Consider the following 20,432-nt stretch of genomic DNA (forward strand, 5'->3'; position numbering starts at 1 on the left):
GCGTCGCGTTCGCGCGGGCTCAGGTCTCCTCACCACGCCCGTGGCGGCTGCCGGTATAGGCGAGTTCCCGAACCCGCGCGACGAAGTTCGGGACGAGACCGACCTCCGGCGGATGATTGAGCATGGGGTCGAAGAAGTCGGTGCGGTATTCGCCGGGTTCGGCGGGGCGCAATGCCAGCTCACCGATGGCGCCCGGTGCGGAGGCCAGACCCGCGGCCTTCAGCTCGAACAGGGCCATGTGCTCGCGCAGATGTTCCTCCATTGCCTCCAACGAGGGCGTGTCGGGCTGGTCGGAAGCCGGTTCGGCGAAGATCCAGGCCAGGCCGGCGTCACCGAGTCGGTAGGGCAGCAGGGTGCCGTAGCGGGCGCTTCGCCAGCCGCGGGCGACCGTGAGCGCGAGGCGGGTGATATTGCCCTGTCCGGTGGTGGCCAGGGCGAAATCCCACGGATTGTCGTCGCGGTCGAGGATGCGGATGGCGAGACCGAGAACATCGGGTATACCGTCCGGGAGGCCGGTTCCCTTCGAGAGGCGCCCGATCACCGCCCGATCCCCGGAACCGAACAGCGGTTCGAAGGCGGGCACGGCACGGAAACGGCCCGCGAGTTCTATCCCGTTGGGGTGGAAGACCCGTGCGTGTCGGACGCGCGCGAGCACGTCGAAGACACTTGTCACCACGGCGGAGGCTGGATCAGGCATCGGAATCCTTTCGGCAGGAGGTTTCGGCGGAACGCCCGGAATCGCCCGGGTCACGCCATTCGTCGCTGTCGACCAGTTGGCCGGCCTGCGGTCCCATGAGCAGCATGCCGCCGTCGACGACGAGCGACGCCCCGGTCATATATCCGGAGGCGGGCATGGCCAGAAACGCCACCACGGATGCGACCTCGTCGGCGTGACCGGGACGTCCCAGCGGCACTCCCGGTCGGGGCCGGGTACGCGGGTCGACGTCCTCCTGCCCGGTCATCGGGGTGGAGATCTCGCCCGGAGCAACCGAGTTCACGGTGATGTTGTGCTCGGCCAGTTCCAGCGCCAACACTTTGGTGAGCGCGCCGAGCCCGGCCTTGGCGGCGCAGTAGGGGGCGGCCCCCACTTTCGGCGCATGTTCGTGCACGCTGGTGATATTGATGATCCGCCCGCCGCGACCGGCATCGATCATGTGTTTCGCGGCGCGCTGCGCGCACAGGAACGCTCCGTCGAGGTCGACCGACAGCACATGGCGCCAGGTGTCGTAGTCCATGTCCATCGCCTTCTGCGCCGAGCCGGTGCCGGCACAGTTCACCAGGACGTCCAGCCCGCCCAGTTCCTCGGCGAGTTCGTCGATGACGGCCGCGCCGGTCGGCAGGTCGTCCAGGTCGAGGCGGCGGACCGCGGGGATCGCGCCGCGTTCCCGTACCAGTTCGGCGGTGTGGGCGGCGCCCGCCTCGTCCGAGTGGTAGGTGATTCCCACGTCCACGCCGCCACCGGCCAGTGCCACGGCGATCGAGCGCCCGATGCCCGAATCGGAGCCGGTTACCACGGCGCGCATCGTGGGATTGATGCGTTCTTTCGGTAGGGGAGCGATAGTCGGCATATCGCTCGGCTACCCGGTCGCGGCGAAGTGACACCGGATAATGCCGCCACATCCGATGGTCGACGCGACAGCGGAAGTTCACCACCGGCGAGGTGATCGGTGGCCCGTCGGCGGGTCACGGACGAACCGTGCCCGCCGACGGCCGATGAGAACGCGAACACCAGGAGGAACACCTAGGAGACGGCCTCGCTGATGGCGTTCGGCCCCTCGTAGAGGCCGTCGGGCAGTTCACTGAGGAGGTCGAGCACATTGTCGTCGGCTCCGTTCGCCTCCGCCGTGAAGATGATCTCATCCCGATCGCACGGGTAATCGATACCGCCGAGGAACTTCTGGATCTGAACCGGACTGATCTGGCTCATGAGATTCACACAGCTCCTTCCTGGATTCGATTCGCTCGGGCCCCCGGTCGGGGTCGGGGGCAGATGGACATCGGCCGCTTACCCCATTCGCATTCGCCGAACCCGATTCGCGGAAACGAAATCGATGAGCGGCGATACCGGCGACGTTTGCCCCGATAGGCCCGGGGTAGCCGCTGAGCGATCGAGCCCGGCGATGAAACGTTCCGCGTTCACGACGATTTCCCGCACAGCGGACGATCCACGTGTCGGGCGCGGAGACAGTCGAGCCTGGAAGGTGGCGAGGTATGAAGGCTGTGACCTGGCAGGGCAAGCGGAATGTGGCGGTGGACGATGTCCCGGATCCGCGGATCCAGGAACCGACCGATGCGATCGTCCGGGTGACCTCCACGGCGATCTGCGGATCGGATCTACACCTGTACGAGCTGCTGGGCGCCTATATGAGCCCGGGCGATGTGCTCGGACACGAACCGATCGGCATCGTGGAGGAGGTCGGTTCCGAGGTGCGAACACTATCGGTCGGCGACCGGGTCGTGGTGCCCTTCCAGATCAGCTGCGGCACCTGTGTGATGTGCCGGCAGGGCCTGATGACCCAGTGTGAGACCACCCAGGTGCGAGAGCACGGTTGTGGGGCGGCGTTGTTCGGTTATTCGAAGCTGTACGGACAGGTTCCGGGTGGACAGGCCGAGTACCTACGGGTGCCGCATGCGGATTTCACCCATATCCGGGTGCCCGAGGGACCCGACGACACCCGCTACCTGTTTCTGTCGGATGTGCTGCCCACCGCATGGCAGGCGGTGGAATACGCCGATGTCCCCGAGGGCGGCTCGGTGACGGTGCTGGGGTTGGGACCGATCGGTGATATGGCGGCCCGGATCGCGGCGCATCGGGGACTTCGGGTGATCGGGGTGGATCTGGTGCCCGAACGAATGGCCCGGGTCGCGGTACGCGGGATCGAGACCATCGATCTACAGTCGGTGGACGGCGATCTGGCCGACGCCATTCGCGGCCGCACCGACGGGCGCGGCACCGACGCGGTGATCGATGCGGTCGGGATGGAGGCCCACGGGTCACCGCTGGCGGCGGTCGCCCAACGCGCGACCTCCTATCTACCCGGTGGGGTGGCCCGGCCCGCGATGAACGCCGTGAGCGTGGATCGTCTCTCCGCGCTGCACACCGCGATCGATATCGTCCGACGTGGTGGCACCATTTCGATCATCGGCGTGTACGGCGGTATGACCGACCCGATGCCCATGCGGGTGCTTTTCGACAAACAGATCCAGTTGCGGATGGGGCAGGCCAATGTGAAGCGGTGGGCCGACGACATCATGCCGCTGCTCGAGGACGGTGATCCGCTGGGCGTGGAGAACTTCGCCACTCACCGGCTGCCGATGTCGTCGGCCCCGGACGCCTATCGGATGTTCCAGAACAAAACCGAGGGCGCGGTCAAGGTGATACTCGATCCGGCCGCCTAACGTTTGCCGGGTTTGCCGACCGCGCGACGCGCGGCCCGTTCGGCGGCTTTCGCCTTCTTCGTCCGAGCGCGTTCGGCGTCGACACGTCGCTTGGCGCTCGCCGCGAGCAGGGTGCCGGCGCCGAGCGGGGTGGTCGCGCGACTCACGAGCAGCATCCGACCGATCGGCTTCGCGGCCCGGCCGGCGATCACGAGCCGATCCCGACCGCGCCGGCGGTGTTCGGTGGCACGACGGCCATGACGATTTTCGGCGCCCCTTCGGTTCTTGCGGGATCGCCGTGCCTCGAGCCGGCGGCGTGCGCTCGCGGCCCGGCGGGTGTCCTTACCGGTCCGGCGGCCGGTCCGGTGCTCCGTGGCCCGCCGCTGTGGCATCAACCGGCGGACGAGGAACCAGCCGACCAGTGCGGCCGAGATTCCGCCGAGGAGAACCATGGGCCGCGTCCGGCCGGCCTCGGCCAATTGTCGGGTGCGGTCGGCCACCGGGGCCGGCGTCGCCGATTCGGCACGCGCGAGCAGTCCATGAGCTCGTTCGCGAGCATGATCGGCGGTCTCGAGCGCACCGTGTTTCGCTTCCCGGGCACGATGCCGACCCGCTTCCGCGATATCGTGCGCCTTCTCCTCGGCGCGGGCTCGGACATCGAATTTGTCGCTCAGTTCCGTGACGGTCCGACCGAGTTCTCGGCGCGTACGGTCCCGATCCTCCCGCAGCAGCTCCGCTTCGTTCTGTTCCCCGTCTCGTCCGGTGGGGGTCATGATCGCCTCCCGCTCGTAATGGTTTTCAGGTCGGTGCGCACGTCTTCGACAGCCCCGCTCGGTATCGGCGGTGCGGCCTCGGTGACGTTCTTCTTGCCCATCAGCCCCAGCGCCCCCGCCACCGCCAGCAATACCGCTCCGACGATCAGCGCGGATGCCCAGGCAGGCAGGACCAGGGCCAAGGCCAGCACGGCGGCGGCGATCAACGCCCCGCCGCCGTAGAACGCGAGCACCGCCGCCGCGCCGGCCAGCCCCGCGCCCTTGGCGATCCCCTTCGTTTTGTCCATCGTTTCGATCCGGGCCAACCGGATCTCGTCACGCAGCAGCCGGCCGAGCTGGGTGGTGGCGTCGTCGACGAGTTCGGCGATCGAACGTTTGTCCCCCGCGGCGGTCCCGTCGACGCGGTGCGCCCCCTCATACCTGTGTGCCATGTTGACCATGGTGGTTCCCTAAGTTTGTCGGTGTCTGGGGTTGGTGGCCTGGATGCCCTGAGCGGGCGTGGGGTGCGGCCCGCCGATCCGCGACGGGCCGAAACCGCTACTCGATGATTCCGGGCTGCCGACCGGACAGGCCGGTACTCGGCCGCACGTGCCTCGGCAGGAAGGCACCCAGGGCGATCATCCCGACGCCGAGACCGAAATGCAGCCAGTCGTCGGCGGTGTCGAGCGGGACGAAATTGGCATCGCTGTGCTTGTCGACGACCAGGCCGTAGATCCACAGCAACAGGTAGATCGCGCCGCCGACGATGAGGAACAGGCGGGACGCGGCCGCACCGGCGGCGACGACCAGACCCACGATGCCGAAGAGCACGTGTACGAGGTTGTGCAGCACCGAGACCTGGAACAACCCCAGCAGCTGGGCCTCGGAACGGTGACCTGCCCAATCGAGGGTGTCGTAATCGGTGGTGATACCGGGAATGAAGCCCGCCACGCCGACCAGGAGAAACACCGCACCGACCGCCAAGGCGGCCAACTGCACCGGCGAGCGCATCGTCACTGCGTTGCTAGAGCGGTTCGACACGAGAGTTCGTCCTTTCGTCTCACGCGGCTGCCGCCGCGGCCTGTTCCACAGCGCAATCTCGGACGTGGGCCGGGTGCCCGCAGATGTGATCGACAAACCTGCTCGCGGGGCGAAATCGCCCCCGGACCGGGCGTCCTGCAACCGCCCGCCGAAACCGTTTCCCCGTTTGCACGGCCCGAACACGGGTAGTCCGGGCGGAACGACCGATGTCGAAAGGGGAATCCATATGCCGGACGCACGACAGCGCAAGCGCGTGATCGTGGTGGGTAGCGGCTTCGCCGGTTACGAATGCGCGCGTGTCCTGCGGAATCGGCTCGCCACCAAGGCACCCGATGTCGAGATCGTGCTGGTCTCGCCGCACAACTACATGCTGTACACGCCGCTGCTGCCGGAAGTGGCCGGTGGGCTGGTCGACCCGCGTTATGTGGCGATCCCGCTGGCCAATGCGCTGCCCGAGGTCGGCTACCGCATGGGACGGGTGGAATCGGTCGACTTCGATGCCCGCACGGTCACGGTCGCCGATTGCGCGCCCGAGACGACCACCATGTCCTGGGACCGACTGGTCCTCACCCCCGGCTCGGTGACCCGGCTCTTCGATATTCCCGGCCTCGCCGAACACGCCCGCAGACTGAAAACCGTCGCGGAGGCGCTGTACATCCGCGAACATTTCCTGCGCCAACTCGAGCTGGCCGACCTGGAACCGGACCCGGACCGGCGCCGCGCCCGGCGGACCGTGGTCGTGGTGGGAGCCTCCTACGCAGGCACCGAGCTGGTCGCCCAATTACGGGCTCTCGCCGATACCTACGCCCGTCAACGCCACCTGGATCCCTCGGCGATACGTTTCCTACTACTCGACACCGCCGACCGGGTGATGCCTGAGGTGGGGCCGAAATTGAGTGCGAAAGCCCTCGATGTGTTACGTCGGCGTGCGATCGATATCCGACTCGGCACCACACTGACCCACCTCGCCGAGGACGAGGTGACCCTGACCGACGGCACGACCGTCGGCACCCACACCGTCGCCTGGGTCACCGGGGTGACGGGCGCTCCCATGCTCGCAGGTCTCGGGTTGCCGTTGAACCACGGCAGGCTCGAGGTGAATGCCGATCTGAGTGTGCCGGGCCATCCGCATGTTTTCGCTGCCGGTGATGCCGCGGCCGTCCCGGACCTGACCCAACCCGGGAAGATCACCCCGCCCACTGCCCAACATGCGGTGCGGCAGGGTCGGACGGCGGGGTGCAATGTTGCGGCGAGCCTCGGGGTCGGCCGAGCCCGCGACTACAAACACCGGGATATGGGTCTGGTGGTCGATCTCGGCCCCGGATTCGCGGTGGCCAATCCACTCGGTATCCATCTGTCGGGCCTCCCCGCCAAAGCCGTGACCCGCGGCTACCACCTGCTCGCGGTGCCCCGGGGAGCCAACCGATGGGCGATCGCCTCGGCCTATCTGCGGAATACGGTGAATGCCCGTCCGCTGTCGCTCCTCGGTCTGGTCGGGGCCGACGAGGCCGGATTCCATTCGAGCGAGGGCATTCCACGCGAACCCGAGCGAGCGGCCGCCGGACGTTCCGCCTGATACCGATCCCCGCCCCGCCGAGCCGATACCGGTTCGCACGGACCGCGCCGGACTCGACAGGGGCGGTCGTGTTCGTTCGGGAAAACCGCGGGATTCACAGCGGAAGAAGCGGATCGTGCCCCATCGACATGAGTCGACGCCGCCATTTGTCCTTACCGGCCTGCGGCTCGAGATCCGACTCCGCCCCTCGCGCGGCGGTGATCTCGTTCACCGCTGTGCGCATCACCGCGATATCGTCGGCGTTCAGATCGGTTCGGCGTTTGCCGAGGATCGCCACGATCTGCCGGCCGATCGCCGGACCGGCGCGATCCGGTTCCATCTCGGCGCGGGCGGTCGCGCCCTCGGTGCGCAACCATTCACGCAACTGCCGTGACGACATATTGACCAACCGGTGGAATTCCTCCCATAGGTCGTCGTCCACAGGGGTTTCGGCCACTGCTGTCACCTCCCTCTCGGCGGTCCCGACGGGTGCCCGGCGACTACCCGCGCCGCACTACGCCAAACCCCGGCACCCGGGCGGCGCGAACGCCGGAAAATCCGAGTCATACCACTTTGTGGAGGTTCCGAAGCCGGTAACACTCCCGAGCCCAAGACGGAATCTCTTATCGCGGTCGTTCGGCGCGGCGAGGCCGGCCGAGCGCGATACCGAGCGCGGCGACCACGCATCCGGCCACCGCGTAGACCAGCATCGGACCGCCCGCGCTACGGGTCAGCACCCAGTGGACGACAATACCTCCGAGCAGTAGCAAACCGCTGGTCAATGCCAGCATCGGCGCCAGCGGACTTCCGCGGGCCGCGTCGACCGCCGTCCAGAACATGGGCGCGGCCCCGAGCAGGACGAGCAGAAGCGCGATCACCGGTGAGCCGTGGAAGGGGAGGTGGGCCTCGGGTTCGATCATCCCGATGATCAGGCCGGCGGCGCCGACCACCGCACACACCGCCACGAATCCCGACAGCAGACACAACGCGGTGCACCGTCCATCGATGGTGAAGGGCGACAACTCGCTCATCCCCTCCTCGACCGGTCGGCGACCGGCAGGGTTGCGACAGAGGCGGGCGTTGTCGGCGGCGAGGTCGTCGGTCTCGACAGTTCGGATCGCGGGGCCGACCGGTGCCGACGAGGTGTCACCGAAATCGGGTACCTCGGTCGCGGGTGCGGCCGGGTCGTTCGCCATCTCCAGCTCGAAGGTCTCGGTTGCCGGTAGTACGAATGTCGGCGCGGTGAACGGATGCAGTTCCCGACCGTCGAAAACCCAATACCAGGGCAGGCGGTCGTCCGGTGTGGAATCGTCGGCGGACGGGGCGACCTCGTCGATGGAAGCTTCGATCGATCCTTCGTCCATGGTGACGACGCTAGAACGCGACCATCGATACGAAACGGGTCGAAGGTCCCCGGGTTTCCCCTTCGGGGACCTCGTCCGTTCCCCGGGAACGTGGGACCTTCGACCCTGGTGTGGGGCCCCACACCACCGAGTGGGGCCCGCGACGCGGCTCTGGCCTGCGATCAGTCCGTGATCGCGGCGAAGCCCTGGCGGAGGTCGGCGAGGATATCGTCGATACCCTCCACACCGACCGCGAGCCGCACGAGACCCGGGGTGACACCGGTGGAGAGCTGCTCTTCGGGGGTCAGCTGGGAGTGCGTCGTCGACGCCGGGTGGATCACCAGCGACCGGACGTCACCGATATTGGCGACATGGCTGTGCAGGGTCAGCGCCTCGACGAACTTCTTACCGGCGTCGACACCGCCTGCCAGCTCGAACCCGATGATCGCGCCGGTCCCCTTCGGCGCCAGCTGACGGCCCCGCTCGTACCACGGCGAGGACGGCAGACCGGCGTAATCCACCCGGGTGACGCCCGGCTGCTTCTCCAGGAACTCGGCGACCGCCTGGGCGTTGCTCACGTGCCGCTCCACCCGCAGGCTCAGCGTCTCCAGGCCCTGGCTGATCAGGAATGCGTTGAACGGCGAGATCGACGCGCCGACATCGCGCAGCAACTGCACCCGGGCCTTCAGCGCGTAGGCGGGAGCGCCGAGGTCCGCGTACACCACACCGTGGTAGCTGGGGTCGGGCTCGACGAAGCCCGGGAACCGCGGCGCGTCACCGGAGCGAACGGTCCAGTCGAATTTACCGCCGTCGACGATCACACCGGCGATGGCCGCGCCGTGACCACCCAGGTACTTCGTGGCCGAGTGCACGACGATATCGGCACCGTGCTCGAGCGGCCGAAGCAGATACGGGGTGGCGACGGTGTTGTCCACGATCAGTGGAATGCCCGCGCTGTGCGCGACCTCGGCGATGCCGGGGATGTCCAGGATGTGGCTCTGCGGGTTGGACACCGTTTCGCCGTAGAACGCCTTGGTGTTCGGCCGGATCGCCGCACGCCACTGGTCCAGGTCGTCCGGATCGTCCACGAACGCGACCTCGATACCCAGCTTCGGCAGCGTGTAGTGGAACAGGTTGTAGGTGCCGCCGTACAGCCGAGGGCTGGAGACGATCTGGTCACCCGCGCCGGCGAGGTTGAGAATCGCGAAGGTCTCCGCAGCCTGGCCGGACGCCAGCAGCAACGCCGCGACACCACCTTCCAGCGCGGCGATCCGCTGCTCCACCGCGTCCTGGGTCGGGTTCATGATCCGGGTGTAGATATTGCCCGGTTCGGCCAAACCGAACAGCGCCGCGGCGTGGTCGGTATCGCGGAAGGTGTAGGAGGTCGTCTGGTAGATCGGCAGGGCGCGCGCATGGGTACCCACGTCCGGTGCCTGCCCCACATGGATCTGTTTGGTTTCGAAGCTCCAGGATGCGGTCGGGTCGGCCGGCTGCGGGGATTCGGTCATCGGGAGGCGCTCCTATCCGTTGTTCCCAATACGAGGGGACAACAGTTTATTTCTCTTCCATGGACCGCCGGACCGGCAGGCGCGCGGTCGAGCACCGGGCGGTGCGCATACCACGGACACCGCTGCTCGGTGCGGCATATCGAGGCTACTCCGCCGAGAATCCGATGACGATGATTTGACTCATCGTGAATTCAACCGGGACACACCGGCGGTGCACGGTCTATTCGGTGGTTGTCGACGCGGGCGAGGTGGTCGTTTCACCGCCATCGGATTCGCCGGGATCGTCCCCCTCCTCCCCGGAGCCGTCGCTCGTCGTGGGCACGGCGGCGGAGGTACTGGTGACCGTTTCGGAGGTGGGTACCACAGAACTCGATGTCGTGGGTGGAGTCGACGAGGACGGAGTCGGCGAGGGCCGGGTGGACGTCGGCGGCTGTGTGGACGTCGGCGGCTGTGTGGACGTCGGCGGCTGTGTGGACGTCGGCGGGGGTGTGGAGGATGACGACACGGGCGGAGGGGGTGGTTCCTCCGGTTCGGGCTCGGCCGCCGGCGGGTTGCCGGCCGGTGGTCCGGATACCGAACCGGGATCGGGATCGGGTACCGATTGCTCGGGGCCGTTACCGGCGATCGGACGCGATTCGATCACCGATACACCGGGCCCTGTGACGGACGGCGGGTTCGGATCGGGTCCGCCGGGCCTGGGCCCCGGCGGATCGGTCCGCGTAGCGGAGACGACACTCGCTTCCTCGTCACCGGAACCGACGGAGGTGGTGTCCTCCCGCGCTACGCTCAGGGCCAGGGCCACCGCGGACACCACCGCCACGGCGGCGGCCGCGGCCACGAACCGATACCGATGGCCGAGCCGAGGCGGGTCCACCGGGTCGCTGTCGGCGGGGTCGACCGCCGTGACGACCGGCTTCGGCGGCGCTTGCGGCGGCTGCGCGACATTCGGAGTCACCAGATCGGCCAATGCCGTGCGCGCCGCCGTCATGAGCGCACCGGCGGAGGCATAGCGGTCCTGGGGGTCTTTCGCCATGCCCGTGGCGATCACCGCGTCGAACACCGGGGGCAGACCGGCATCCGAGGGTCGGGGCGGTGCCTCGGTGAGGTGCGCGGTGATCTGCCGTTCGACGCTGTCACCGGAGAACGGTTTGCTTCGGGTCAGGCATTCGTAGAGCACACACGCCAGCGAGTACACATCCGAGCGCGCGTCGATGGTGTCGTGCGCGAGCCGTTCCGGCGCCATATAGGCGAAAGTACCGATCATCGCGCCGGTGGTGGTCAGACCGGTGTCCGTCGCGCTGCGGGCGATCCCGAAATCGATCAGATAGGCGAAATCGGCGGAGGAAACGAGGATATTCGAGGGTTTCACATCGCGGTGCACCAATCCGGCACCGTGTGCGGCGTCCAGGGCATCGGCGATCTGGGCGAGCAGCGCCACCGCGCGGGTGGGTTCCAGCGGACCCTCGTTCGAGAGGAGCCGTCCCAGATCGGTCCCCTCGACCAAACGCATGTCCAGGAACAGTCTGCCGTCGATCTCCCCGTAGTCGTGGATCGGGATGACATGGGGTTCGGTGAGACGTGCCGTGGTCTGCGCCTCACGCCGGAACCGGCGACGGTACATCGGATCGCCGGCGTACTGTGGGGCCAGTACCTTCAGCGCGACGACGCGATCGGTCCCCGTGTCGTAGGCGCGATACACCTGTCCCATGGCGCCCGCGCCCAAGAGTTCGAGCAATCGATATCGGCCGAACGACGTGCCTTCCACCAGACACGCTTACCACACCGGCCGGCGAACCGCCGAACCTCTTCGACGACCGAACCCGAGCCGGGAGCCCGGTCAGGAAGGCTCGGACAATCCGCCGAATACCACGGCATTCGTCTTCGCCACCGCCCGACGCAGCGGTATCGCCTTCTGATAATCCTCCTACTCGTATCAGGCCCGAGCCACCGCCACGGACTCGAATTCCAATACGACCGTGCGGCTTTCGGGCCGCGCCGGGCCCGCTTCACATTCGCACAGGAATTCACCGCAGGAAGACGGAATCACCGGATACTCCTCGTCTTCGACGACGGACACCGCTATGGACGGGGAAGGCCGCGCAGGGTCGCCGTCAGCAGATCCACCCGATGTCGCTGCAGGTCGGTGAATTCCGGGGGATGGTGGATCTCGACGCTCAACCGTCCCGCGAAGGTGCTGATGATGGTGGTGCCGGCGCCCGGTTGCCGAGGGCGACGACCCGAACGATCCGGTTTGGCGATGATCGCCGAGTGGAAATCCCGCACCCGTAGCCCGGATGGGACAGCGGGCGTGGGCAGGGTGCCCCAGTTGGTGGCGACGACAATGCCGGGAACCGGTGGGGGCGCGGCACCCGGGTCGCCGATATGCAAGGGTGACTGCTGCACCACCCCCGCCGACAGCGCTGCCCGGAAGGTTTCTCCGATACCGCGCGCGAGTCCCAGTGGACCGGCGCCGACCTCGGCGGCGGGCAGGTAGCTCGCCATCCCGAGCACGTTCGTCCCCTCGGTGGGACCGATTTCCGGTGTGACGCGGGCGCGCAGGTCGACGGAGTACAGGTAGAGCAGTTCGGACAGGGCGAGTTCGCGCAATTCGGACTCGGTGTGCAAGAGCGCCGCCGAGACCAGTTCGTGTACGGTCACGCCCTCCCGGTGGCCGAGATCGACGAGGGCGGTGGTCTCCTCCCGCGTCAGTCGGCATCTGGTGGTCACCGACACCGGGTATTCGTCCGCGGTGACCGGCGGCGCTACGGACGGATCGGGTGGACTCGGCGGGTCGGGTGGATGCGGCAGGTCGAGCTTGCGCACTCCGCGGGCGGCCAACAGCTCCTCCACCGGCGCCGGATACGGATGCGGCCGAGGCTCGGGAACACTCCCCCGAACGACGGCGTCATAGCACGACCAGAGCGTCTCGACCACGGCCAGGGCGTGCCGGGTATCGGCCACGCTGTGATGGATCATGAGCGTGATGCCCGCCGTCTCCTCGGCCCGCGCCACGCACAGCGCGGCGACCGATTCGCGCTGATCGAATGTCGCGCCCACGAACAGCCGGTCGGGGTCTCCTTCCGCGACCATCACCCGTGGCGGTGTATCGGTCTCGACGAAAACATGGCCGCTGTCGGCCGCTTCGATGCGTACCCCCAGAATCGGATGCGCGCGAACTGTCGCCTCGAACGCCACCGTCAGCGCGGGAAGATCCACTGCACCCACCACCCGGATGCAGTAGCCGATGTACACCTCGCCGCCGGCGAACATCTCCTCACTCGGAGCGAGCCGCCGAACAACACCTGCCATGGTCGTATCGCTTTCTCCGCTTTCCCGAAGCGTAACCGACAGATCACCGACGCGGTTCGCGTTGCGGAAACACCACCCGCACGAAAGCCCAGAACCGGAACACCATACCCGCGGCGGTGCCGATCACCTGCGCGGAGACGAAATCGGTGATCTCCTGGGTCATCCGCGGTACATACGGGACCTCGAGATGCAGGACATAGCGCGAGATCCACAGTGGCGCGGTATTGATCGCCACCGCCAGGAAACTCACCAGATAGAACAGGATCGCCTCGTGATGGGTGCGCCGGCCGGCGCGTTCGCGAAACGACCACTGCTTGTTCAGCAGATACGACAGAGTGATGGCGGCGAGGACCGCGATCGCTTTCGCGGTGACCGGACGGTCGGCGAGCACGGTGGTCTTCAATCCGACGAATACCGCCGTGTCCAATGCCAATGCGGCCACACCGACCAGCGCGAACCGCACCAGCTCCCCGCGTCGGGTCTTGTCTCCGAGCGTGGAAGTGACCCGCTCGAATACCGAACGTCGAGAGAAAAGCACAGGTAAAGTCTGGTGCACGGCGTGATATCCCACAGCCGATCAACGGATTTCACCGGGATTGCCCGGTACTCGCGTACCAATAGGCGGCATTGTGAATGGGAAACCCGTGCAACGGAGCACTTCTCGATCCGTCGAATCCGACGTCTCTCGGCACCGAGACCTGAGTGCCGCGCCCATCGCGGTGGTGGGTATCGGCTGTCGGTTCGCCGGCGGTGCCGATTCCCCCGAAGCGTTGTGGCGGCTGCTGCTCGACGAGGTCGACGCCGTCACCGAGACGCCACCCGGCACCCGGGGGACCGACCTCACCGCCCCCGGTGCCTATCTCCCGGACGTGGCAGGGTTCGACGCCGAGTTCTTCGGTATCGGACCTCGTGAGGCGGCCGAGATGGACCCCCAGCAACGGTTGGCGCTCGAATTGGCTTGGGAGGTCTTCGAGGATGCGGGCATCCGGGCCGAGACGGTCCCGGAAACCGGGGTGTACTTCGCCAACAAGTTCAACGACTATCGAGCGCTCAAACTAGCCCGTGGGCCTGCCGGAATCACTCCGTTCACCAGCACCGGTGACGTGGAAGGTGTTATCGCCAATCGGGTTTCGCACTTCCTGGGGCTGGACGGCCCGAGCATGACCGTCAATGCCTCCTGCGCCGGATCGCTGATCGCGGTGCATCTGGCCTGTCAGGCGCTGCGGGCGGGTGAATGCGCCACGGCGATCGCGGGCGGGGTACATCTGAATGTGATTCCCGAGACCACTGCCGGACTCGCCGCACTGGGGGTGCTGTCGCCCACGGGGCGGTCTCGGGCCTTCGACGCCACGGCCGACGGTTACGTCCGCGGGGAAGGAGGGGCGGTCGTCCTGCTCAAACCGTTATCCGAGGCGCTACGTGACGGCGACCGCGTCTATTGCACGATCCTCGGCGGTGCCACCAACAACAACGGCCGCGGGCGCACCATGCCGGCGAGCAGCCCGGAAGGCCAGCGACAGCTACTGCGCCGCGCCTGCCGCCATGCCGGGATCGACCCCGAAACCGTCGATTACGTGGAGGCACACGGCACCGGAACCGTTGTCGGCGACCATGCGGAACTCGTCGCGCTCGGCGCCGAGTACGGAACCGGACGAGCCGAGGGCCGCGAACTTCTCGTCGGGTCGGTGAAGACGAATATCGGGCATACCGAGGCCGCTTCGGGTATCGCGGGTCTGGCGAAAACCGCTCTGGCCCTACGGCATGGGCGGATACCACGCACCCTGCACTTCCGGTCGGCCCCGGACGATATCGATCTCTCCGCGCTCGGCCTCCGCATCACCGCCGAGGCACAGGACTGGCCCACCCCTACCGATCGAGTGGCCCGGGCCGGAGTCAGCGCGTTCGGTTTCGGCGGGTCCAATGCCCACCTCCTGCTCGAGGCGCCGCCCGTGCCCGGTCGGACGGGTCGCGTTCACAGAGGCCCTTCCGATCGTGCGGAGACATCGCTCCGTCATGGGGTCGATGGCGTACCCGTGACCGGCACCATGGACGAATCTCGGTCACTTTCCGTTACGACCCCAAGCGTTGCCCCGGAACGGGAACGACACCGGTCCTGGTGGCCCTGGCTCCTCGGCCGTGCTCGGCGACCGCGGAAACATCCGTCGGCCGTGTCGGCGGATATGTCGAATATCGAGGTCACCGCTTCGGCCGATATCTCTTCGGCCACCGGGAAGAGCTCGACCGAACCCGGTCCCGAGATCACCGAATCGGATGCGCTCGCCTGGGGCCGGTATCGCCTCGTCGCCGTATCCGCCCGTACCGACACCGCCCTGCGCGAGCACATCCGGCGGCTGCGTGACCATCTCCTCACCCGTGAGGTCCCCGACGAGCCGACGTTGGACGATATCGCCTACACCCTGTGCGAGACCAGGATGCATTTCTCGCAGCGGTACGCCTGGGTCACCGATTCGGTGGACGCGTTGATCTCCGAACTCACGAAGTTCCTGGACTCCGATGCCATCGACACCCCCGAGGGACACTCCACCACCGCGGGACTGCTCGCCGCCGCGCTCCACCCCGATACGGTCACCCGCAGAGAGCTACTCGAAACCATCGCGGCCGCCTACCGGCAAGGTCTCGACCCGGAATGGGAATCCGTCAATCCGGCGGGGCGAGCGATCCCCCTTCCCACCTACCCGTTTCAGCGGCAACGGTACTGGGTCGACACTCCGGTCCACACGGACCCGGATATCGACCACGGACGCATCCGCGACAACCCCCGGCCGGCGGTAGATGAGTGGCCACAACCGGCCGACGTGCACGCCACCGAGCTCGTCGGCCTCGTCACCACGGAGGTCGCAATGGTGACCGGGCTGCCCGCCGTGGAGATTCCCGCCGACCGGAACTTCGCCGAGCTCGCATTCACCTCCGTGCACGCGCTCGAACTGAGCAGCCGCCTCACCGCACGCCTGAACACCACGCTGCCCGCGGCCGTGATCTGGGGGCATCCGACCGTCCGTGGGCTGGCGGCCGAACTGGCGCGCCGGCTGCACCGGGAATCCGGGGGCGATACGGGCTCCCCCACACCCCCGCCGCGCGATCCCTCGACAATCGTTTCCCGGGCATCGGACACCGATGGCGATACCGCGGCGACCCCGCCACACTCCCCCACAGATTCCGATACGGTGACCGAAGTCCTCTCGACCGCCGAGCTTCTCGCCTTGGCCGACAAATTGCGCCTGTGACCGCCCCGAGGCGGCGGAGCGACGACCTATGCGTGAATCGAGGCGGTGGTCCGACGAATCGGTTTGATGCGAATCCCGTTGGCGGGACGCAGATTCACCGACGCCAGTGCTGTCACCTGGTGTGTCGGATCCAATTCCAACCGGAAACGCTGCACGGTCATGGCCAGGATCAGGGTCATTTCCGTCATCGACAGATCCTTCCCCAGACAGATCCGAGGTCCGCCGGAGAACGGGAAGAAGGCGAACTTGGGCCGTTCGGCATCGGCGGTGTCGTCGAATCGCTCCGGCCGGAATTCCTCGGGGGCATCCCAGAGACGTTCGTCGCGGTGGATGTAGTACATGCACAGCGTCACCCTGGCTCCTGCGGGCACGTGATAGCCGCCGATCTCGTCGTCGGTGATCGGGGTGCGTTCCACGATCCACGCGGGCGGGTAGAGCCGCATCGTCTCCTCCAACACCATTCGGCAGTAGGAGAGGCCGGGCAGGTCGGCGAAGGTGGGGGTGCGATCGCCGAGCAGGTCGCGGACCTGTTCGGCCAGCCGTTCCTGGATTCGCGGATGACGGGCCAGCAGGTAGCACGCCCACGACAAGGCATTGGCCGGGGATTCGTGCCCGGCCACGAGTAGGGTTTTGATCTCGTTGAGCAGGTTTTCTTCGCTCATCCCCCGCCCGCCCTCGTCACGGGCCCGCACCAGGGCGGTGAGCACATCGGAGGTCTCGGCGCCTTCGCGGCGGCGTTCGGCGATGAGACCACGCACCACATTGTCGAGTTCCCCCACCTTGCGGGCCACGCGTCGCGCCGTCGGCGACGGGAAACCCTGCGGCAGCTTCACCGGCGCGTTCACCCGCTTCATGATGAAACCGAAGGCCGCGTCCATCGCCTCGGTGATGGGATCGGTGCCGTCGGACAGGTCGAGGCCGAACAGGATACGTCCGGTCACGGTGAGCAGTAGCCGCACATGGTCGTCGTAGATATCGCGGAACTGCCCGGCGCCGCTGTCCCAGCGGTCCAGCATGGCCGCCGCGCCGGTGGTGATGTCATCGGCGAATTTCTTCACATGCGAATGCGAGAACGCCGGGTGGATGAGTGAGCGTTGTGCCCGCCAGTAGTCGAGGTCGTTGGTGGTGAGCTGGCCTTCGCCGAGGAGTATGGCGAATTCGTCGTAGATCGGACTCTTGCGGTAGTTGGTGTAGTTGTCCTGCAGGACGTATTTGGTCATGGTGGGATCCCGCACCAGATACACCTGCATCGGCCCGGCGTCGACACGCACCATATCCCCATAGCGGTCGATCAAGGTGCCGACGGTGCCGAGCGCGTCGCGGGACAGTCGCGGCAGCAATCGCACGGTTTCGAGCGGACCCGGACCGGGTGCTTTCATGGCTCGACCTTTCATTTCAGCAGCTTCGCGTGTTTGCGCAGCTGGTACAGATAGTCCTGTTTCTCCACCACCAGCGGATAGTGGTCGGCGTGGTAGAGGCGCAGCCCCGCATACAGATTCGGTTGTGGACCGCGGATCGCCGTCTCGAATCGGCGCACCCGTATGGGATCGGATTTCGCGATCAGGTAGTCGGCGACGAGTTCGGCCTGCCGTTCGTAGAGGTCCCAGTGCGAACCGATGGGCCGCACCATGCCCACCACGAACAGGTTGGGGGTGTGCGGGGGAAAGATGTTCAGGTAGAGCCGTGGCCGGAGTTCACCGTCCACCCAGTTCAGGTGCTCGCGGTCGACCACCGGGTAGTCGGGGACGAATCCGGTGGCCAATAGGATCAGATCGACGGTTTCGGTGCTTCCGTCGGCGAATTCAACCGTGTCGCCGTGTATTTCGACGATATCCGGTTTGGCTGCGATATCGCCGTGGGTGTAGTGGTGGTGCAGTTGGTCGCCGAGCATGGGGATGACCACGCCCTCGGTGAAATCGGGAACCGGCAGCCCGAATGCGCGCGAGCGGCGACGCAGGTAGGAGAACAATCCGAGGAACGCCCGTCGGCGCAGCGGTCGCCACATCCGTCCCTGCAGCAGGGTATCGGTGGGGCGGCCCAACAGGTATTTGGGCATGCAGTAGAAGCCGCGACGACTGCTGTGCACGGTGCGCGCCGCATTGACGGCGCAATCGGCGAGGATATCGGCCGCGGACTGGCCGGCACCGATCACCAACACCCGTTTTCCCAGTACCTGGCTCGGGTCCCGGTATTCACAGGAGTGCAGCACCGGGGCGGTGGGGTCACCCGGGAGATCGATCCGCCTGGGGTGTCGATCGTGTCCCGTGGCGACGACGACCCCGGCGAAGTCGCGGCGTGAGCCGTCGCCGAACTCCACCGTCCAACCGGCGGCCGAGCCACCGGCGGCGGGTTCGACCCGGGAGACGGGGCTGTTGAGCCGGATATATCGCAGCAGGTCGAACCGTTCGGCATAGGCGTGCAGATAACGGAGGACGAGCTCGTGCCCCGGATAGGCCGGGTAATCCTCCGGCATGGGGAAATCCGGAAATGCCTGCACCTGTTTCGAAGCGATCAGGTGGGTGTTGCGGCTGACCGGGGAGTCGGGCCGACGAGCATCCCACAGCCCTCCTATACCGTCGGCGGCCTCGAACACCTCGCATGCGATCCCCCGGGCCACGAAGCGACGTGCGGTGGCGAGTCCGGCCACACCGGCACCGATCACGCAGTAGGTATCGGCACTCATGTGGTCACCACCGATCGTTGACCCGTCGACTCGGGTTCGTCCGTCGCCAGGGGTGTGGTGCCCGTGGCGGCGCGCAGGGCGAGCGCGAAGCATCCGAGGTAGATGATGAACTGGGCGACGAGGGTGAAGTAGACGTTCTCGGTGTAGACGGCCACGATCGACCAGACCACGGTGAGGACGGCGATATTGCGCAGTTCGGGCCGCATCAGCCCGGCGTAGATCGCGAACAGCCATACCGCGCCGACCGCTATGTACACCCACGGCCCGAACGGCGCGCGGAAGGAGGCCAGGGTCAGCACGGCTGCCCAGATGGCCAGGTTCTCGGCCCGGAAGCGGCTACCGGCGGCGCCGGCGACGGATCGGCGGTGGATTCGCAGCGCGGTGATCACGACCAGGATCACGAGCAGCAGGGTGTAGATATTGGTGATCAGCCGGGCGGGACCGGTCGGATCGGTGATCTCCATGCCGAGGATCTGCGCTTTGTACGGCAGGCCGTAGGGCGAATAGTTCACCAGTTGATTGGCTCGTTCGGTGAGCACCCACTGGTGGTACTCACCACTGGCCAGGCGTTTCCAGGTGCCGTCGGACAGGAACTGTTTCCACGGCTCCCACCCGAACACCAGGTAGGTCGCCCCGGCGTAGATCGCCCCGAACGCGGCGGTCCACGCCACGGGCCGCCAGCGCCGTTGGACCAGCAGATAGATCAACAGGATGGCGGGTGACACCTTGGCCACGATGGCGAATGCCAGCGCCGCGCCGCCCAGGACATTGCGGTTGCGGGTGAACAGCACCATCGCTGCCAGGCAGCCGACGTAGAGGATCAGTACGTGGATATTGCCCAGCTGCAAGGTGGCCAGGGTCGGCAGACTCGCCCAGATCAGCGGGGTGCACGCCGCGAGCACGGCACCGGCGCGACCCCCGACCCAGCGGGCGATCGCAAGCATGGCCAGCAGCACCACCGCCACATACAGGGCGTACCAGAGCGCCCGAAGGGTGTGGAAGTCATGGGAGAACAGCAGCAGGATCCGGGGCAGCAGCAGAAACGGCGGTGGGTACAGATACACATCGCGTTCCTGCGGCAGAATGCTCGGCAGTACCGCGTCGGCCTCGGCGGATTCGTAGCGGTGCCGGTTGTAGAGTTCGCCCGGTTCGTGTTCGGCGACGAGAGCGCCGCTGATGTATCCGGACAGGTGGGTGTGTTTCAGCAGGAAGTCGTCGTCCGGTGACAGGGAACTGTCGGCCTGGTTCGGGTCGATCATGAACTCGGCGAGCCGCGCCAGAACGGCGACGACCACCACGATCACCGCGCTCCACAACGCCTTGACCACCCAGGGTCTACCGCGCACGACATCACGCCATTCGGTGGGGATGAGTGGAACGACGACCAGGAACAGGGTGATGGCGACGACGATGCCGAGGACAGCGGTACCGAGGGTCGGCAACCCCACCACCGATCCGAGGATCATGGCCACCGGAACCAGCAGTCCGACGATGAACACCGCGAACATGGCCGAGTAGTAGTCGATTTCCCGACGGAATCGGGTCCAGGTACTGGAAAGCATGGGCAACCTGTGGCTTTCGGTCTTCGGATACAACGTTCGGCGGGGCGGACCGCCGA

General features: G+C 66.9%; 18 protein-coding genes. 3 read left to right on the forward strand and 15 right to left on the reverse strand.

Annotated elements, in window-relative coordinates; all coding sequences use genetic code 11:
• Positions 1-19: 19 nt before the first annotated feature.
• The 3 genes from ON32_RS18905 to ON32_RS18915 form a co-directional block, all read right to left on the reverse strand.
• The gene (locus ON32_RS18905; protein WP_040792282.1) at positions 20-697 is read right to left on the reverse strand and encodes a catalase family protein; all 678 of its coding nucleotides are present in this window, start codon (positions 695-697) and stop codon (positions 20-22) included.
• Positions 690-1,568, reverse strand: a complete 879-nt coding sequence (locus ON32_RS18910) for an SDR family oxidoreductase (protein ID WP_083874636.1) — start codon at positions 1,566-1,568, stop codon at positions 690-692. Before ON32_RS18910 ends, ON32_RS18905 begins: the two co-directional genes overlap by 8 nt.
• Positions 1,569-1,741: 173 nt before the next feature.
• On the reverse strand, positions 1,742-1,927 hold the full coding sequence (locus ON32_RS18915; RefSeq protein WP_040792361.1) for a DUF2795 domain-containing protein: 186 nt from the start codon (positions 1,925-1,927) through the stop codon (positions 1,742-1,744).
• Between the two features lie 284 nt (positions 1,928-2,211).
• Between ON32_RS18915 and ON32_RS18920 the strand changes: the two genes are divergently transcribed.
• Positions 2,212-3,399, forward strand: a complete 1,188-nt coding sequence (locus tag ON32_RS18920) for a zinc-dependent alcohol dehydrogenase (RefSeq protein WP_040792283.1) — start codon at positions 2,212-2,214, stop codon at positions 3,397-3,399.
• Here the strand turns inward: ON32_RS18920 and ON32_RS18925 are convergent.
• The 3 genes from ON32_RS18925 to ON32_RS18935 form a co-directional block, all read right to left on the reverse strand.
• Positions 3,396-4,151, reverse strand: coding sequence for a DUF3618 domain-containing protein (locus ON32_RS18925; protein WP_040792284.1), 756 nt, complete (start codon positions 4,149-4,151; stop codon positions 3,396-3,398). The genes ON32_RS18920 and ON32_RS18925 overlap by 4 nt on opposite strands.
• Positions 4,148-4,582: a phage holin family protein gene (locus tag ON32_RS18930; protein WP_051133459.1), complete on the reverse strand. Its 435-nt coding sequence runs from the start codon at positions 4,580-4,582 to the stop codon at positions 4,148-4,150. The genes ON32_RS18925 and ON32_RS18930 overlap by 4 nt, the downstream gene beginning before the upstream one ends.
• A 106-nt stretch (positions 4,583-4,688) precedes the next feature.
• The gene (locus ON32_RS18935; protein WP_051133434.1) at positions 4,689-5,141 is read right to left on the reverse strand and encodes a DUF4383 domain-containing protein; all 453 of its coding nucleotides are present in this window, start codon (positions 5,139-5,141) and stop codon (positions 4,689-4,691) included.
• Positions 5,142-5,397: 256 nt separating this feature from the next.
• Here ON32_RS18935 and ON32_RS18940 point away from each other — a divergent pair, with 256 nt between their 5' ends.
• The gene (locus ON32_RS18940; RefSeq protein ID WP_040792286.1) at positions 5,398-6,747 is read left to right on the forward strand and encodes an NAD(P)/FAD-dependent oxidoreductase; all 1,350 of its coding nucleotides are present in this window, start codon (positions 5,398-5,400) and stop codon (positions 6,745-6,747) included.
• A 94-nt stretch (positions 6,748-6,841) separates the two neighbouring features.
• Here ON32_RS18940 and ON32_RS18945 read toward each other — a convergent pair whose 3' ends face one another.
• The 6 genes from ON32_RS18945 to ON32_RS18970 all read right to left on the reverse strand — a co-directional run bounded on the left by ON32_RS18945 (position 6,842) and on the right by ON32_RS18970 (position 13,424).
• A complete protein-coding gene (locus ON32_RS18945) occupies positions 6,842-7,183 on the reverse strand; it encodes a DUF3140 domain-containing protein (protein WP_040792287.1) in 342 nt (113 codons plus the stop codon).
• Between the two features lie 166 nt (positions 7,184-7,349).
• Positions 7,350-8,090 (reverse strand): hypothetical protein, encoded by a 741-nt coding sequence (locus ON32_RS18950; protein ID WP_040792288.1) that lies wholly within the window; start codon positions 8,088-8,090, stop codon positions 7,350-7,352.
• Positions 8,091-8,251: 161 nt separating this feature from the next.
• Entirely contained in the window at positions 8,252-9,577 is a 1,326-nt protein-coding gene (locus ON32_RS18955; protein ID WP_040792289.1) for a bifunctional o-acetylhomoserine/o-acetylserine sulfhydrylase, read from the reverse strand.
• Between the two features lie 220 nt (positions 9,578-9,797).
• On the reverse strand, positions 9,798-11,342 hold the full coding sequence (locus tag ON32_RS29640; protein WP_085995229.1) for a serine/threonine-protein kinase: 1,545 nt from the start codon (positions 11,340-11,342) through the stop codon (positions 9,798-9,800).
• A gap of 314 nt (positions 11,343-11,656) precedes the next feature.
• A complete protein-coding gene (locus tag ON32_RS18965) occupies positions 11,657-12,886 on the reverse strand; it encodes a phthiocerol/phthiodiolone dimycocerosyl transferase family protein (RefSeq protein ID WP_083874637.1) in 1,230 nt (409 codons plus the stop codon).
• 43 nt (positions 12,887-12,929) lie between these two features.
• On the reverse strand, positions 12,930-13,424 hold the full coding sequence (locus ON32_RS18970; protein ID WP_051133438.1) for a GtrA family protein: 495 nt from the start codon (positions 13,422-13,424) through the stop codon (positions 12,930-12,932).
• A 91-nt stretch (positions 13,425-13,515) separates the two neighbouring features.
• On the opposite strand from ON32_RS18970, the gene ON32_RS18975 reads away from it, so the two are divergent.
• A complete protein-coding gene (locus tag ON32_RS18975; RefSeq protein ID WP_157224244.1) occupies positions 13,516-16,131 on the forward strand; it encodes a beta-ketoacyl synthase N-terminal-like domain-containing protein in 2,616 nt (871 codons plus the stop codon).
• Positions 16,132-16,157: 26 nt separating this feature from the next.
• Here the strand turns inward: ON32_RS18975 and ON32_RS18980 are convergent, their stop codons facing one another.
• Genes ON32_RS18980 through ON32_RS18990 form a run of 3 tightly spaced genes read right to left on the reverse strand, consistent with a single transcriptional unit; the run spans position 16,158 to position 20,376 of the window.
• Positions 16,158-17,510, reverse strand: coding sequence for a cytochrome P450 (locus tag ON32_RS18980; RefSeq protein ID WP_051133439.1), 1,353 nt, complete (start codon positions 17,508-17,510; stop codon positions 16,158-16,160).
• Positions 17,511-17,521: 11 nt separating this feature from the next.
• On the reverse strand, positions 17,522-18,814 hold the full coding sequence (locus tag ON32_RS18985) for a flavin-containing monooxygenase (protein ID WP_051133440.1): 1,293 nt from the start codon (positions 18,812-18,814) through the stop codon (positions 17,522-17,524).
• Complete coding sequence (locus tag ON32_RS18990; protein ID WP_040792291.1) at positions 18,811-20,376, reverse strand: glycosyltransferase family 87 protein; 1,566 nt, start codon at positions 20,374-20,376, stop codon at positions 18,811-18,813. The genes ON32_RS18985 and ON32_RS18990 overlap by 4 nt, the downstream gene beginning before the upstream one ends.
• Positions 20,377-20,432 lie beyond the last annotated feature (56 nt).

It is taken from the genome of Nocardia paucivorans NBRC 100373 (assembly GCF_000308675.1).
Lineage (GTDB): Bacteria > Actinomycetota > Actinomycetes > Mycobacteriales > Mycobacteriaceae > Nocardia > Nocardia paucivorans.